Here is a 13,129-nt window from a genome sequence, read left to right as displayed (position 1 = left end):
CAATATTCTGGAGTTATACCGTGACTACTGTCGCTTCCCGTTTCCAGGGCGTCATCCCGCCCGTCGTCACCCCCCGCACGGCCGACGGCGCCATCGACGTCCCCTCCCTTGAGAACGTCACCCGCCACCTGATCGAAGGCGGCGTGACCGGCCTGTTCGTCAACGGCTCCTCCGGTGAGGTCACCCACCTGACCAACGACGAGCGCGACACCGTGCTGACCACCATTGCCGGCGTCAACGCCGGACAGGTTCCGCTGCTGGTGGGTGCCGTTGAGCAGACCACCAACCGCGTGATCGAGGAAGCCGCCCGCCTGACCGCCCTGGGCGCCGACGGCATCGTGGCCACCAGCCAGTACTACGCCATCAGCAACGCCGAGGAAAACGGCCGCCACTTCCGCGCCATCGCTGCATCCGTGGACGTCCCCGTCTTCGCCTACGACGTTCCAGTGCGCACGCACTTCAAGCTGCCCACCGACCTGCTGCTGGAACTGGGCCGCGAAGGCGTCCTGGCCGGCGTGAAGGACTCCTCGGGCGACGACGTCTCCTTCCGCCAGCTGCTCATCGGCGCCAAGGACATCCCGAACTTCGACATCTTCACCGGCCACGAAGTGGTTGTTGACGGCGCCCTCCTCGGTGGCGCACAGGGTGTCGTGCCGGGCCTGGGCAACGTTGACCCGGCCGCCTACCGCCGCCTGTACGACCTCTCGGTCGCCGGCGACTGGGCCGGTGCCGCAGCCGAGCAGGACCGCATCACCGACGTCTTCAACATCGTCTACACCCCCAAGGCCGGCCGCGTTTCCGGCAACGCCGCGGGCCTGGGCGCCTTCAAGACCGCCCTGATGCTCATGGGCATCATCAAGACCAACGTCATGAGCACCCCCATGCTCGCGTTGGACGAGGACGAGACCGCAGCCATCAAGGTCATCCTTGCGCGCACGGGCCTGATCTAGTCCCCACGCCCTCCCCAACCGAATCCGCTGGCGCGAATTCGGTTGGGGCCCCTCGGGCGCGTGGGCCCAAATCGCTGGCCCACGCGCCCGGTTGGGGAGCACTTGTTTTTGCTTGATTTGAACTTCAAAGGATTCTTCATGCGGTATGTAGTTGGCGTTGACCTTGGCGGGACCAAGACGGCGGCCGGTGTCATCGGCGAGGACGGTTCGGTGCTGCTCACCGACCAGGTCCCCACCTTGAACCGCGACGGCGGCGAGGCCATCCTGGACGCCACGGCCGCGCTGGTGCGCTCCCTCGTGGAGCGTGTCGCCGCCCAGGGTGCCGTGGTGGATGCGGTAGGCATCGGCTCGGCCGGCGTCATAAATGCCGCCGAAGGCACCGTCATCTCGGCCACGGATGCGATCCTCGGCTGGACCGGTACACACATCACCGCGGGACTGGCCGCGCGGCTGGGACTGCCGGCCGCCGTCGTCAATGACGTCCATGCCCACGCCATGGGCGAGGCCTGGCTTGGCGCCGGTGCGGGCAACGGAACCTCGCTCATGGTCGCGTTTGGCACCGGTGTGGGCGGCAGCTTCGTGGTCGACGGCAAGCCGCTGCTGGGCCACCACTTCGTGGGCGGCCATGTGGGCCACTTCGCCTCCCCCTACGCCGTGGACCGCACCATTCCGCTGCCGTGTTCCTGCGGCCACAGCGGGCACGTCGAGGCCATCGCCTCCGGCCCCGCCATCCACGCCGCCTACGTGCGCAACGGCGGCAGCACCTCCCTGCCGGATACCCGCGCCGTGTTCGACGCCGCCCGGCTGGGCGACGAACTGGCCCGCTCGGTCATTTACATCGCCGCCAGTGCCGCCGGCCAGGCTGTTGGCGGCCTGGTCAACATCCTGGATCCCGCCGTCGTGGTTGTTTCCGGAGGACTGGCCGACGCCGGCGAACTATGGTGGACTCCCATGGAGGCGGCCCTGCGCGCCGAACTCCTGGCGCCCCTGGCCGGCGTGTCCGTGGTGCGTGCATCCCTGGGCAACACCGCCGCCATGGTGGGCGCCGCCTCCCTGGTCCTTTCCTAAACAGCCCTCTCCTAGACAGTCCTGTCACTAATTTTCCTGTCGTAAATAGCAATAGTTCAACCCTCTTTTAGGAGTCCCCGTGACGCTGAAACTGACAGATCTCGATTCCCTCGCCGGTGCGCTTGTGGTTTCCGCCCAGGCCTACCCGGGCGAGCCCATGCGCGACCCCCGCACCACGGCCCAGGTGGCGGCGTCGGCCGTTATTGGCGGGGCTGCCGCGATCCGCGTGCAGGGCATTGCCGACATCCAGTTCACCCGCGCCGCCGTGGAGGTGCCCGTGATCGGCTTGTGGAAGGACGGCCACGACGGCGTCTTCATCACGCCCACGCTGCGCCACGCGCTCTCCTGCGCCAGCGCCGGCGCGCATATCGTGGCCATTGACGGCACGCGCCGCCCCCGCCCGGACGGCCTGACCCTGGCCGAGACCATTGCCGGCATCCACAGCGGCTCCAACGCCCTGGTCATGGCCGATTGCGGATCCTTCGAGGACGCCGTGGCGGCCGCCGAGGCAGGCGCCGACCTGATTGGCACCACCCTGGCCGGCTACTCGGGCGAACGCCCCAAGACCGACGGTCCCGATCTGGAGCTCATTGCCCAGATCGCCGCCGCAGACTTGGGCAAGCCGCTCATCGCCGAGGGCCGCATCCACTCCCCCGCACAGGCCCGCCAGGCCCTCGACGCCGGCGCTTTCGCCGTGGTGGTCGGCACCGCCATCACCCACCCGGCCACGATCACCGGCTGGTTCAAGGACGCGCTGACGGCCTAAGGCACCCCGCGGGCGCGCCCGCGTCCCTTGATAGTTCACAAAAGGTGGCTCCCGTGACTCGGGGGCCACCTTTTTGCGTGGTCGCCGGACCCTCGCCGGTGCAAACCTGGAAGCCGGCAGGAACGGTAACAATTGGCTCGCGATTGAGGCGCGGGCGCACGCCTTTGTGGGAGGGTGGCAAGTGAGTCGGGACACGATCAATTGTACTGACCGGTCAGTACTGGTAATTTGGTACAGCTAACCCCTCGCTGAAGGAGCGCCCACTTGCTCACCGCCAACAAATTGCACATCGCCGGGCGCCGCCACACCCTGCTGCCCGCCACCACCCTTGAAGCTCAGCCCGGGGCGGTGCTGCTGATCCAGGCCGACGGCCAGGAACGGCGCACGGCGCTCTCCCTCGCGTTGACGGGGCGGATGAAGCCGTCCTCGGGCGCCGTGGCGCTGGGCCACGACAAGACCCTCTCCGGCCTGCGCAAGCACAGCGTCATCGTGGACTCCCCCGATGTCAACGAACCGGAAAACCACTTGACGGTGCGCTCCCTGGCGGCCGAGGATCTGGCCCTGGTGCCATCGAAGTTCCGCGACCGGACCCGCCCCACGGCATGGCTGGTGAAGCACGGCTTCCGCGACATCGTGACGAAATGGGTCGAGGAGCTGGAGCCGGCCCGGCTGCTGCACCTGCAGATCGAACTTGCCCTCTCCAACCCGGCGGCAACCCTGATGGTGGTGGACTCCCCCGACAGGCACACGGCCGACGTCGGTGCCTGGCTGCCGCTGCTGGTGCAGGCCGCCGCCGACACGGCCCGGCCGTTGGTGGTGGTTGGCGTGGTGGGGCGCCTCCCCGACGACTGGGACGGTCCGGCCATCATTGCCGGCAATGCCGTGCACCAAGTGGTCGCTCCGACTCCGTTGGTCGAGCCTGTCGAGACCCCGGTGGTCGAGCCTGCCGAGGCCCCGACTCCGTTGGTCGAGCTTGTCGAGACCCCGTCGGTCGAGCTTGTCGAGACCCCGTCGGTCGAGCTTGTCGAGACCCCGTCGGTCGAGCTTGTCGAGACCCCGTCGGTCGAGCCTGTCGAGACCCCAGTGGCCGCCGAGACCGCCGTCGTCGAGCCTGTCGAGACTCCCGCAGGCGAACCCGCGGCCGAACACCTTGTCCAGCCGCCCATCCCGTCCCGGCCCCCGCATACCCGGGCCGAGTCCCTCAGGGCAGAGGTCCAAAACACGGACCCAAGCACGGGCGACGACGACACCGAAACCTTAGAACCAACCGAAATCCCGGAGGAATCCCGATGACCGTCTTCCGTTTGGCGTTGTCCGAGCTCAAGCGCATGACCGGCGGCATCCTGCCCAAGCTGACCATCGTGGCCCTCGTGATGGTGCCGCTCCTCTACGGCGCCGTCTACCTGTATGCAAACTGGGATCCCTACGCCCACCTGAACCAGCTCAAGGCCGCCATCGTCATGCAGGATGAGGGCACCGTGACGAAGGACGGCAAGGACCTCAAGGTGGGCGAGCAGGTGGCCCGGAACCTGATTGACGCCAAGATGTTCAATTGGCAGGAGGTGTCCAGCCCGGCTGCGGCGAACGCCGGCGTCGACTCCGGCGACTACGCCTTTGCGCTGATGATTCCCAAGGATTTCTCCGCGAACCTGGCCTCCCCCGAAAACTTTGACGCGGCCACGCAGGCCATCATGAGCGTGACCACCAACGACGCGAACAACTACCTGCTGACGTCCATCGTGGACAAGCTCACCACCTCCGTGCACGCATCGGTGGCGCAACAGGTCGGTGAACAGACGGCCAATGCGCTGCTCTCCGGGTATGGGACCATCCATGCGCAGCTGGTGCAGGCCGTTGCCGGCGCCACGCAACTTTCCAACGGCGCAGCCACGCTCAATACGGGGGTGGGGACCCTGCAATCCGGTACGGCCGAGTTGAGTCGGGGCGCGGATGCGCTGGCGGCCGGGCAGGTGCAACTCGCGGCCGGGGCGGAGCAGTTGTCCTCGGGAGCTGCCGCCCTTAATTCGGGCCTGGACCAACTGCAGACCCAGACGGCCAAGCTGCCGGCGGATACCGCCACGCTTTCGTCCGGGGCCGCCGCTGTGGCCGCCGGCAACGCCGCGCTGAATACGAAAGTCCAGGGTGCCATCGGTACCGCGGATGAGCTCGACACTGCCGCAACGGCCGCGATCAACGGCAAACTGGACCAGCTGGTCTCCGGTGGCACCATTACGGCGGCGCAGGCCACACAAATTCGCACCTCGCTGGCCTCCGCCACGACCAGTCCGGCCGTGACGGCGGTGAAGGACAAACTCGCCACCGATGCCGCGGACATCCAAAAGCTGGCCGACGGCTCCCGGGCCGTGGCCGACGGCGCCGCCAAGTTGTCGGCGGCAACGCCGGCCCTGGCCTCGGCGATTGGCCAGGCCCACTCCGGCGCCGCGCAGCTCTCCTCCGGCGCCACGACCCTCGCGGACGGGGAGAACAGCACCCTTGAGGGTGCCAACCAGCTGGCCGCGGGCGCCAAGAAGGTCAATTCCGGGGCCACCGAGTTGAAGACCGGCTCCACGAAGCTGGCCTCGGGCGCCAAGGAGCTCGCCACCCAGCTGGACAAGGGCGCCGGGGCGGTGCCGAATCCCTCCAGCAAGGACCAGGCCAACGCGGCCGGCGTCATCGCCAACCCGATCGAGGTCAACTCGATCTCCCAGGCCAAGGCCGCCAACTACGGTTCGGGCCTTGCTCCGTTCTTCCTGGTCCTGGCGCTGTGGATCGGGGCGTTCATGCTGGTCCAGGCCATGCGGCCCCTGACCAAGCGCGCACTGGCCTCCAACGCCCCGTCATGGAAGATCGCGGTGGGCGGCTGGCTGCCGTTCGCCACGGTGTCCGTGGTGCAGGCAGCGCTGCTGTACAGCGTCGTGGTCTTTGGCCTGGGGCTGTCCCCCAGCCATCCGTGGCTTACCCTGGGGCTGCTGGCGCTCGCCTCACTGGCCTTCACCGCCTTGATCCAGGGCATTGTGGCCCTGCTGGGTACGCCGGGGAAGTTCGTGGTGCTGCTCCTGCTGGTGTTGCAGCTGGTGTCCTCAGGCGGCACGTTCCCCTGGCAAACCACACCGCAGCCCCTGCACCTTGTGCACCAGATCATGCCCATGGGGCATGTGGTGGACGGCATGCGGCACCTGATCTACGGGGCGGACCTGACCCCGTTGTTGCCCATCGTGTTGGGCCTGGCCGGCTATACGCTGCTGGGCCTGGGCCTGGCCTGGCTGGCGTCCTTCAAGAGCAAGACGTGGACGCTCAAGACGCTCATGCCGGAGATCGAGGTCTAGTCACACCAGCGCCGGGTGCGGGCGTTGCCGTCCGGCCGTCACCAACGACGCCGGACGGCGGCTTTGGTGCCTGTCACCAGGCTCGCCGCGGGCACGTCGTCGGCCACGATGGCGCCGGCGGCGATCACGGCGTCCCGGCCTATGCTGACGCCGGGCAGGATGGTTGCCCCGGCGCCGATCCACACGTTCTCGGCCACGTCGATGGGTGCGCCGGTGAGGTAGAGCCTGCGCTCGGCCGGGTCCACGGGGTGGCCGCTCGTGATGAAGGTGGCCTTCGGTCCGATCATGACGCCTTCGCCGAGCCGGATTCCGGCATAGTCCAGGAACGTGCAGCCCTGGTTGATGAAGACGCGCTCGGCCAGCTCCAGCTTGAGCCCGTGGTCGGTGTAGAAGGGCGGGTAGATCGTCACCCGCTCCGGAAGCGCCCGGCCCAGGATCCGCTCGAGCAGCGCGGCCTTGCCGGCGTCGTCCTCAAAAGGCAGCGCATTCAGGCGGGAGGTGAGTGCCGTGACCTGCAGGACCCGCCCGGCCATGGCCTTGAATTCGGGGCCGTGAATCGGCATGAGCCGGTCATTGCGCATTCCACAATCCTTTCGCCTGCTTCGCGGGCCTGGGTGATTAGCGGGGCACCACGAAGTGGGTGACGCGGGCGTCCTGGCCGTCGAGCGTGGCCCAGTCCCCCGTGTGCTCCAGGACGGTCAACGCGCTGGTGGGGTAGCCGGAGGCGAGCGACATATAGGCCTCCTGGTCCGAATCGCGGGAGGCAAGGCGCAGCGCCACCTCCTGGATGCCGGGCATGTGGCTGATCACCATGAGCGTGGTGACGGTTTCGGGGACGTGGTTGATGACCGACAGGATCCGGGTGGGGCCGGCGTCGTACAGCTCGTCCTCCAGCTTGGGCGTGGGCCCCTTCTCCCCCAGTTGCTGGCCCACCCACGCGCAGGTCTGCCGAGTACGCAGCGCCGAGGAACACAGGATGAAGTCGGGCACCACATCGTTTTCCAGCAACCATTTTCCGGCCAGCGGCGCCTCGTTGTGGCCGCGTTGGGCCAGGGGGCGTTCATGGTCCGCAACACCCAGCGGGAACGCCGCCTTGGCGTGGCGCATCAGGATCAGCCGTTTCACATGGTGTTCGCTCATGCTCACAGTTTAGTGAGTGTTAAAGGAGAACGACGGCGGTCCCACCCCCGGGAGGGTCGGACCGCCGTCGTTCCAAATGCATCGCTGGTCCCACGCGCCCCAGGGCCCGCTGCGAGCCTGCGGGCAGTGGGAGGGCGTGGGGACTAGATGGAGTATTCCGGGGCGGCCCAGACAACCACTTCGGGGTGCTCGTAGAAGCGGTAGCCCTCGCCGCGCACGGTGCGGACCGTGTTGGCCAGGCGGCCCAGTTTGGAGCGCAGGCGGCGAATGTGGACGTCGATGGTGCGTTCGTTGGGGATCTCGTCGGCGTTGCTCCAGAGCCCTTCCAGGAGCTCGTCGCGGCCCACGGTGCGGGTGCCGTTCTCCACCAGGTAGTTCAGGAGTTCAAATTCCTTGAACGTCAGGTTCAGGGTTTCCCCGTCGAGGTGGACCTCGCGGCGGGCCAGGTCGATGAGCACGCCGGAGGGGCGCTGTTCGGCGGCGACGGGCACGCGGACGGCTTCCTGGCGCTGGCGGTTGGCCACGGTGGGGTCGCCGAACGTGGAGCGGACCACGTCAAGCGCGGTTCCCACCGCGTCCGACGGCGCAATTGCCACGGCTGCGTAGCTTTGGGCCTGCGGGACGAGGCTCTGGGCGTAGGCGCGGATGTCCTGGGCCAGTTTGGCGAGCGAAGTTCCGGCGGCGGCGGCGGTGTCTTCATCCACCCCGACGTAGAGCACGAAACCGCGGGCCACGTTGTCCGGGCTGACGCCGCGGAGCTTGTCGCTGCCGGCAATGACGGGGGTGGGCGCCGTCATGGGGTGGGCGTCGATCGGGGGGACGGCGCGCAGCCGGGCGGCGACGGCGTCGTTATCGCGGCGGTAGGCGGCGGGATTGCCGTAGGACGGCTGATCCTGCTGGGGTGCCCTGGCCAGCGGGTTTTGCGAGCCGCCGCGGGCAACTGCCTTGGCTGCATTTCGAACTGAGATGTGGACGTATCCGGAAGCTACAGACATTGAACTACCTAGGTGTATGGCCGTATCCTACGGCGCGAATGCTTTTTTCGTATCCCGGCGGGCCGGGACTAAATGCCCGGTCAGGGGCTGGCCAGATGGCCGAAAGTGCCTAAAACAAATGGGTTGTGAGCTAGGCCGGCATTCGACAACTACACAAGAACCGTCCATGGGTGTCATCAAGGACGGTTGCTGCGGCTGCAGAATTCACTGAGTGGGTGTTCACATAAGTCAGTGTCCTACGTAATAAACGGAACTTGCAAGTAACAATGGGGCAATACGTCCACATTTTGAGACTTTGGCGTATTTTGTGATGAAGGTAACACTGTCACTTTGATCTCATTTGAATCGCCGATGACGGCTTGCGTCAAACAAAATCACAATTTTGATGCCTATCCGTGAAAAATATTCGACGCAAGTCCGCTTTTCAATAAATTAATTCATCCAGCGTTTTTGTCTGCCGCGGTGGCCTGCCGCAAGCCCTTTTGGACACCCAGATAATCCCCAGCATTTTACGCTAGGTAAACAGAAGTTCACGTAATGCGCTGCACTCTCCGGCCCCGCAACGGCCCTTTTTGACCCGCGTTGCAGGACCCCGGAGTTGCCGGAATCAGCGGTGCAGTGCCTGCGCCATGGCGAAGGGACGCAGGCCGCGTACCTGGTCGCGGAAGCGGACGTGGTTGCGCCTGTTCATCATGGCCAGCGCAATGAGTGCCGCCGCAACGGACACGACCGCGCCGATCCCCAGGGACCAGCGGGCGCCGAACTCCGTGGCGATCCAACCCACCAGCGGCGCCCCGATGGGCGTCCCGCCCTGCAGCACGGCCATGTAGACGGCCAATACGCGTCCGCGCATGGCCGAATCCGTGGTCAGCTGGACGGTGGTGTTGCAGGCGTTCATGAAGGTGAGGGAGGCCAGGCCCACCGGGACCAGTGCCAGGGCGTACAGGGCGTAGCTGGGCATGAAGGCGGCGATGGCCACCGTCACCCCGAAGGCCAGCGCCCCGCCAACAATGTAGGCCATGCGCATGTTCTTGCGGCGGGCGGCCAGCAGGGCCGCCGCCAGGGTGCCCACGGCCATGACCGAGCCCAGCAGGCCGTATTCGCCCGGCCCCAGATGGAAGATGGTGGTGGCCATCAGGGCGTTGGTGATCTGGAAATTCATCCCGAAGGTGCCGATCATGAACACCAGCGCCATGATCATCATCAGGTCCGGGCGTTGCCGGATGTAGGAGAAGCCCTCGCGGATCTGCCCCTTTGCCCGCGGCACGCGAACGGATGGTTGCAGTTCCGAAACCCGCATCCGCCACAGGGAGACGATCACGGCCGCGAAACTGGCCGCGTTGATCAGGAATGCCGGGCCCGTGCCGAAGGCGGCGATGACCAGTCCGGCGACACCGGGGCCGGCCAGGCGGGCCAGGTTGAAGGAGGCGCTGTTGAGGGCGACGGCGTTGGGGACGTCGGCCTTGGCGACCACCTCGGAGACAAACGCCTGGCGCGACGGGGCGTCAAAGGCGCTGGCAACACCGAGCAGCAGGGCCAGCACGTAGACGTGCCACAGTTGCACCGAGTGGGTGACCACCAGGAGCCCCAGCAGCAATGCACACAGGCCCATGGCCGTCTGGGTGCACAGCAGAAGCTTGCGTTTGTTGACCCTGTCGCCCAGCAGCCCGGCAAAGGGCCCAAGGAAGACGATCGGGAGGAACTGCAGGCCGGTGGTGATGCCTGCTGCGGTTCCGGAATTGTGCGTCAACACCGTCAGCACCAGCCAGTCCTGGGCAACGCGCTGCATCCAGGTGCCGATGTTTGAAACCAATGCCCCGGTCACCCAGAGCCGGTAGTTGAACACCTTCAGGGCGCGGAACATGGCGTTCATGAGCTGCTCATCTCCGCCAGGATCAGGGCCGCTTCATGGAGCGTGGCACGTTGTTCGGGCGTCAGTGCGGCCACCCGCTTGGCCAGCCACTGGGTGCGCTTGTTCCGGGCCCGCTCCAGCACCGCGGCGCCGTCGTCGGTGATCTGGACCAGCACCTGGCGCTTGTCCAGCGGGTTTGCCCCCCGCGTGACATGGCCGGCGGCGGCCAGGTCGTTGACGATCCGGGTCATGGACGGTGCCTGGATTTTTTCGCGTTCGGCCAGCTGGCCAACCGTCATGGAGGCGCGAAGGATGGCGGCCAAGACCGAGTACTGGCCGGGGCTGATGTCATGGGAGGCGGCTTCCGCGCGCAGCCTGCGCGAGGTGCGCATGATTGCCACACGAAGTTCGGCGGCGAGCGGCGCCGCGCCGGTGGGTCGTGATGTGTTCTTCGTCACCCCCTCGGTCCGCGCCTGGCGTTGCGGAGGGGTCGCTTCCGGGGCTGGCCCCGGCGTCGAAAGTTTCATTGAATTCTGCGTCATCGTCTGTATCTGCCTGGCTCACAAGGTTACGTATCTACTACAAAGCAGCCTAGTTCATTAGCAATGCTAAGTAAATATGAAACCCCTCACGGCCGTTACCAAAATGTGACATCACCGAAAAGGTTGGGTAGTGTGAAAAACGTGCCCGCCGAACCACCCACGGTTCCTTGGCACAAATGGACGGATCGCCGAGCTCTGCCGCCGCCCATTTCCCGTTCACATGTATGGCAGAGACGGGGGACCCAATCTTTACGGGCCTCCACTTGGATGCCCTTGGGGTTAAGCCGAAACGCAAGCAGTTGTTGCTGCCTGCCGCCCGGCCGGATGCTCTAATCCGTTCCCGACAGCTCACCTCGCAGGCGTAGAGAGGCTCTATTTCTATGTCTGCAGCACCCCAGCACGGCCGACGCCGCGCCGAATCAGTCCGCCCATCCACAGCCGAAACCGCACCGACCGCAACCGGTACCCGTGCAGCGGCCCGCTCCCGCTCCAAGGCCGCCGGCCCCGTCCGGCGCATGGCCATTGTTGCCGTAGCCGGCGTCTTGCTGGCCGGCGGCGGACTCGCCCAGGCGGCCACCAACACCTCCAGCAACACTCTGTCCGCGGCAAGCTATGTTGCCACCGTCGCGGCCACGGCGGCCCCGTCTGCCGCAGCGACCCCGTCCGCCATTTCGGCGCCCACGGACATCGCCATCGACTTCTCCCGGATCCAGGTCGGCTCCACGAAGGCTGCAGCCAAGCCCTCCACCACCGTCAAGAGCGAGGCCGACGCCGTAACTCCCGTTGCGACGCCCACGCCCACTCCGGCCAAGGCTGCTGCACCGGTCAAGGCCGCTGCTCCAGTGAAGGCCGCCGCTCCGGCGCTGGTCGATGATCCGGCCGCGGCCCAGGCCTACGCCTCAAGCCTGTTGGCTTCCAAGGGCTGGGGCCAGGACCAGATGGGCTGCCTGAACCAGCTGTGGACGCAGGAGTCCAGCTGGCTGACGTCCGCCGAGAACGTCTCCAGCGGCGCGTACGGCATTGCCCAGTCGCTGCCGGCCGAGAAGATGGCCAGCGCCGGGGCGGATTACCGCACCAATTACAAGACGCAGATCCAGTGGGGCCTGGGCTACATTTCGGAGCGCTACGGCAGCCCCTGCGGCGCCTGGGCTCAGGAAGTGGCCGTCGGCTGGTACTAGGCCGGCACGAATTGCGCCTTAACCAACTGTGACGCGGTAGTTGCTAAAAACGAGAACGTTTTCAGCAACTACCGCGTCACAGTTTTAGGTGGCAAGCGTGGGTTAGTCCACGACGCCGTAGAGGCGGTCGCCGGCGTCGCCCAGGCCGGGCACGATGTAGGACTGCTCGTTGAGGCCTTCGTCGATCGAGGCCAGGACCACGTGGACATTGTCGCGGTCGCCATGGGCGGCCTCGAGCTTGGCCAGGCCCTCGGGGGCTGCCAGCAGGCAGATGCAGGTGATGTCGGCCGCGCCGCGGTCAAACAGGAACTTGAACGCCTCGATCAGCGTGCCGCCGGTGGCCAGCATCGGGTCCAGGACGTACACCTGGCGGCCGGTCAGGTCCTCGGGGAGGCGTTCGGCGTAGGTGATGGCCTCGAGGGTTTCCTCGTTGCGGGCCATGCCCAAGAAGCCGACCTCGGCCGTGGGGAGCAGGCGGGTCATGCCCTCGAGCATGCCCAGGCCGGCGCGCAGGATCGGCACCACCAGGGGGGTGGGCTTGGTCAGTCCGGTACCCACGGTGGCGGTCACGGGAGTTTCAATGTTGACGGGCTCGACGCGGACTTCGCGAGTCGCCTCGTACGCCAGCAGGGTGACAAGCTCCTCCGTCAGCTGCCGAAAAATCGGCGACGGGGTGGTCTTGTCCCGCAGGACGGTTAATTTGTGGGCAATCAGCGGATGATCCGCAACCAGTACGCGCATAGATAAAAGCTACCATTGAGCCGTGTCCTCCACTGCGAAATCCCGCCAAATCGAGACCCCCGCCACGACGGCGCATGCCCGGTGGATGGGTCTGGCCCTCGAACAGGCGCAGCTGGCCCTGGCCACGGGAGACGTGCCGATTGGCGCCGTCGTCCTCGGGCCCGACGGCGCGGTGCTGGGTGTGGGGCGCAACGAACGTGAGGCGCACAAGGATCCGACGGCACACGCGGAGGTCGTGGCCATCCGCCAGGCGGCACAAAAGCTGGACGCCTGGCGGCTGGAGGGATGCACCCTGGTGGTCACGCTGGAGCCGTGCACCATGTGTGCCGGGGCCATCGTGCTGGCCCGGGTGCCGCGCGTCGTCTTTGGTGCCTGGGATGAGAAGGCCGGTGCAGCCGGGTCCGTGTTTGACGTGCTGCGCGAACGCAGGCTCAACCATTGGGTGGAGGTGTTCCCGGGCGTCAGGGAGGACGAATGCGCCGTGCTGCTGAAGGATTTCTTCGGCGCCCACCGCTAACCGCTCCCGCACCAGCCGCGGCGCCTTGATAAAGTCGGCTGCCGGGCCCGATAA

13 protein-coding genes and 1 riboswitch are annotated in these 13,129 nt (G+C 66.6%); of the genes, 7 read left to right on the top strand and 6 right to left on the bottom strand.

What is annotated here, in order from left to right; genetic code table 11:
• Positions 1 to 20 precede the first annotated feature (20 nt).
• From AL755_RS02360 to AL755_RS02340, 5 genes are all read left to right on the top strand, one after another.
• Positions 21 to 950, top strand: a complete 930-nt coding sequence (locus AL755_RS02360) for a dihydrodipicolinate synthase family protein (protein ID WP_054009547.1) — start codon at positions 21 to 23, stop codon at positions 948 to 950.
• 138 nt (positions 951 to 1,088) lie between these two features.
• Entirely contained in the window at positions 1,089 to 2,018 is a 930-nt protein-coding gene (locus AL755_RS02355) for an ROK family protein (RefSeq protein WP_054009546.1), read from the top strand.
• Between the two features lie 79 nt (positions 2,019 to 2,097).
• Positions 2,098 to 2,784, top strand: a complete 687-nt coding sequence (locus AL755_RS02350; RefSeq protein WP_054009545.1) for an N-acetylmannosamine-6-phosphate 2-epimerase — start codon at positions 2,098 to 2,100, stop codon at positions 2,782 to 2,784.
• Positions 2,785 to 3,048: 264 nt separating this feature from the next.
• On the top strand, positions 3,049 to 4,077 hold the full coding sequence (locus AL755_RS23580; RefSeq protein WP_192841599.1) for an ABC transporter ATP-binding protein: 1,029 nt from the start codon (positions 3,049 to 3,051) through the stop codon (positions 4,075 to 4,077).
• The gene (locus AL755_RS02340; RefSeq protein ID WP_054009544.1) at positions 4,074 to 6,110 is read left to right on the top strand and encodes a YhgE/Pip domain-containing protein; all 2,037 of its coding nucleotides are present in this window, start codon (positions 4,074 to 4,076) and stop codon (positions 6,108 to 6,110) included. The genes AL755_RS23580 and AL755_RS02340 overlap by 4 nt, the downstream gene beginning before the upstream one ends.
• Before the next feature lie 38 nt (positions 6,111 to 6,148).
• On the opposite strand, the gene AL755_RS02335 is transcribed toward AL755_RS02340, so the two are convergent.
• The 5 genes from AL755_RS02335 to AL755_RS02315 form a co-directional block, all read right to left on the bottom strand.
• The gene (locus AL755_RS02335) at positions 6,149 to 6,691 is read right to left on the bottom strand and encodes a DapH/DapD/GlmU-related protein (protein WP_054009543.1); all 543 of its coding nucleotides are present in this window, start codon (positions 6,689 to 6,691) and stop codon (positions 6,149 to 6,151) included.
• Positions 6,692 to 6,728: 37 nt separating this feature from the next.
• The gene (locus AL755_RS02330) at positions 6,729 to 7,250 is read right to left on the bottom strand and encodes a SixA phosphatase family protein (RefSeq protein WP_054009542.1); all 522 of its coding nucleotides are present in this window, start codon (positions 7,248 to 7,250) and stop codon (positions 6,729 to 6,731) included.
• Positions 7,251 to 7,393: 143 nt separating this feature from the next.
• Positions 7,394 to 8,245, bottom strand: a complete 852-nt coding sequence (locus AL755_RS02325; RefSeq protein WP_054009541.1) for a winged helix-turn-helix domain-containing protein — start codon at positions 8,243 to 8,245, stop codon at positions 7,394 to 7,396.
• A 607-nt stretch (positions 8,246 to 8,852) separates the two neighbouring features.
• Positions 8,853 to 10,118, bottom strand: coding sequence for an MFS transporter (locus tag AL755_RS02320; RefSeq protein WP_054009540.1), 1,266 nt, complete (start codon positions 10,116 to 10,118; stop codon positions 8,853 to 8,855).
• Positions 10,115 to 10,555 carry a MarR family winged helix-turn-helix transcriptional regulator gene (locus tag AL755_RS02315; protein WP_054009539.1) on the bottom strand — a complete coding sequence of 147 codons (441 nt, stop codon included), beginning with the start codon at positions 10,553 to 10,555 and terminating at the stop codon, positions 10,115 to 10,117. The genes AL755_RS02320 and AL755_RS02315 overlap by 4 nt, the downstream gene beginning before the upstream one ends.
• A 276-nt stretch (positions 10,556 to 10,831) precedes the next feature.
• Positions 10,832 to 11,013, top strand: a riboswitch (cyclic di-AMP (ydaO/yuaA leader).
• Between the two features lie 6 nt (positions 11,014 to 11,019).
• Here AL755_RS02315 and AL755_RS02310 point away from each other — a divergent pair.
• Positions 11,020 to 11,817 (top strand): hypothetical protein, encoded by a 798-nt coding sequence (locus tag AL755_RS02310; protein ID WP_054009538.1) that lies wholly within the window; start codon positions 11,020 to 11,022, stop codon positions 11,815 to 11,817.
• Positions 11,818 to 11,919: 102 nt separating this feature from the next.
• Here AL755_RS02310 and upp read toward each other — a convergent pair whose 3' ends face one another.
• The gene (gene upp, locus AL755_RS02305; protein ID WP_054009537.1) at positions 11,920 to 12,558 is read right to left on the bottom strand and encodes a uracil phosphoribosyltransferase; all 639 of its coding nucleotides are present in this window, start codon (positions 12,556 to 12,558) and stop codon (positions 11,920 to 11,922) included.
• A gap of 85 nt (positions 12,559 to 12,643) precedes the next feature.
• Here upp and tadA point away from each other — a divergent pair, with 85 nt between their 5' ends.
• On the top strand, positions 12,644 to 13,075 hold the full coding sequence (gene tadA, locus AL755_RS02300; protein ID WP_054009752.1) for a tRNA adenosine(34) deaminase TadA: 432 nt from the start codon (positions 12,644 to 12,646) through the stop codon (positions 13,073 to 13,075).
• Positions 13,076 to 13,129 lie beyond the last annotated feature (54 nt).

Origin of the sequence: Arthrobacter sp. ERGS1:01, from assembly GCF_001281315.1 — a bacterium.
In the GTDB taxonomy this organism is placed as follows: domain Bacteria; phylum Actinomycetota; class Actinomycetes; order Actinomycetales; family Micrococcaceae; genus Specibacter.
This window is presented reverse-complemented; position numbering and strand designations above follow the sequence as displayed.

Coding starts and splice junctions, on each gene's coding strand:
- AL755_RS02355 (WP_054009546.1), top strand. CDS start 1,089: ATGCGGTATGTAGTTGGCGTTGACCTTGGCGGGACCAAGACGGCGGCC.
- AL755_RS02340 (WP_054009544.1), top strand. CDS start 4,074: ATGACCGTCTTCCGTTTGGCGTTGTCCGAGCTCAAGCGCATGACCGGC.
- AL755_RS02335 (WP_054009543.1), bottom strand. CDS start 6,691: ATGCGCAATGACCGGCTCATGCCGATTCACGGCCCCGAATTCAAGGCC.
- AL755_RS02330 (WP_054009542.1), bottom strand. CDS start 7,250: ATGAGCGAACACCATGTGAAACGGCTGATCCTGATGCGCCACGCCAAG.
- AL755_RS02325 (WP_054009541.1), bottom strand. CDS start 8,245: ATGTCTGTAGCTTCCGGATACGTCCACATCTCAGTTCGAAATGCAGCC.
- AL755_RS02320 (WP_054009540.1), bottom strand. CDS start 10,118: ATGAACGCCATGTTCCGCGCCCTGAAGGTGTTCAACTACCGGCTCTGG.
- AL755_RS02310 (WP_054009538.1), top strand. CDS start 11,020: ATGTCTGCAGCACCCCAGCACGGCCGACGCCGCGCCGAATCAGTCCGC.
- upp (WP_054009537.1), bottom strand. CDS start 12,558: ATGCGCGTACTGGTTGCGGATCATCCGCTGATTGCCCACAAATTAACC.
- tadA (WP_054009752.1), top strand. CDS start 12,644: ATGGGTCTGGCCCTCGAACAGGCGCAGCTGGCCCTGGCCACGGGAGAC.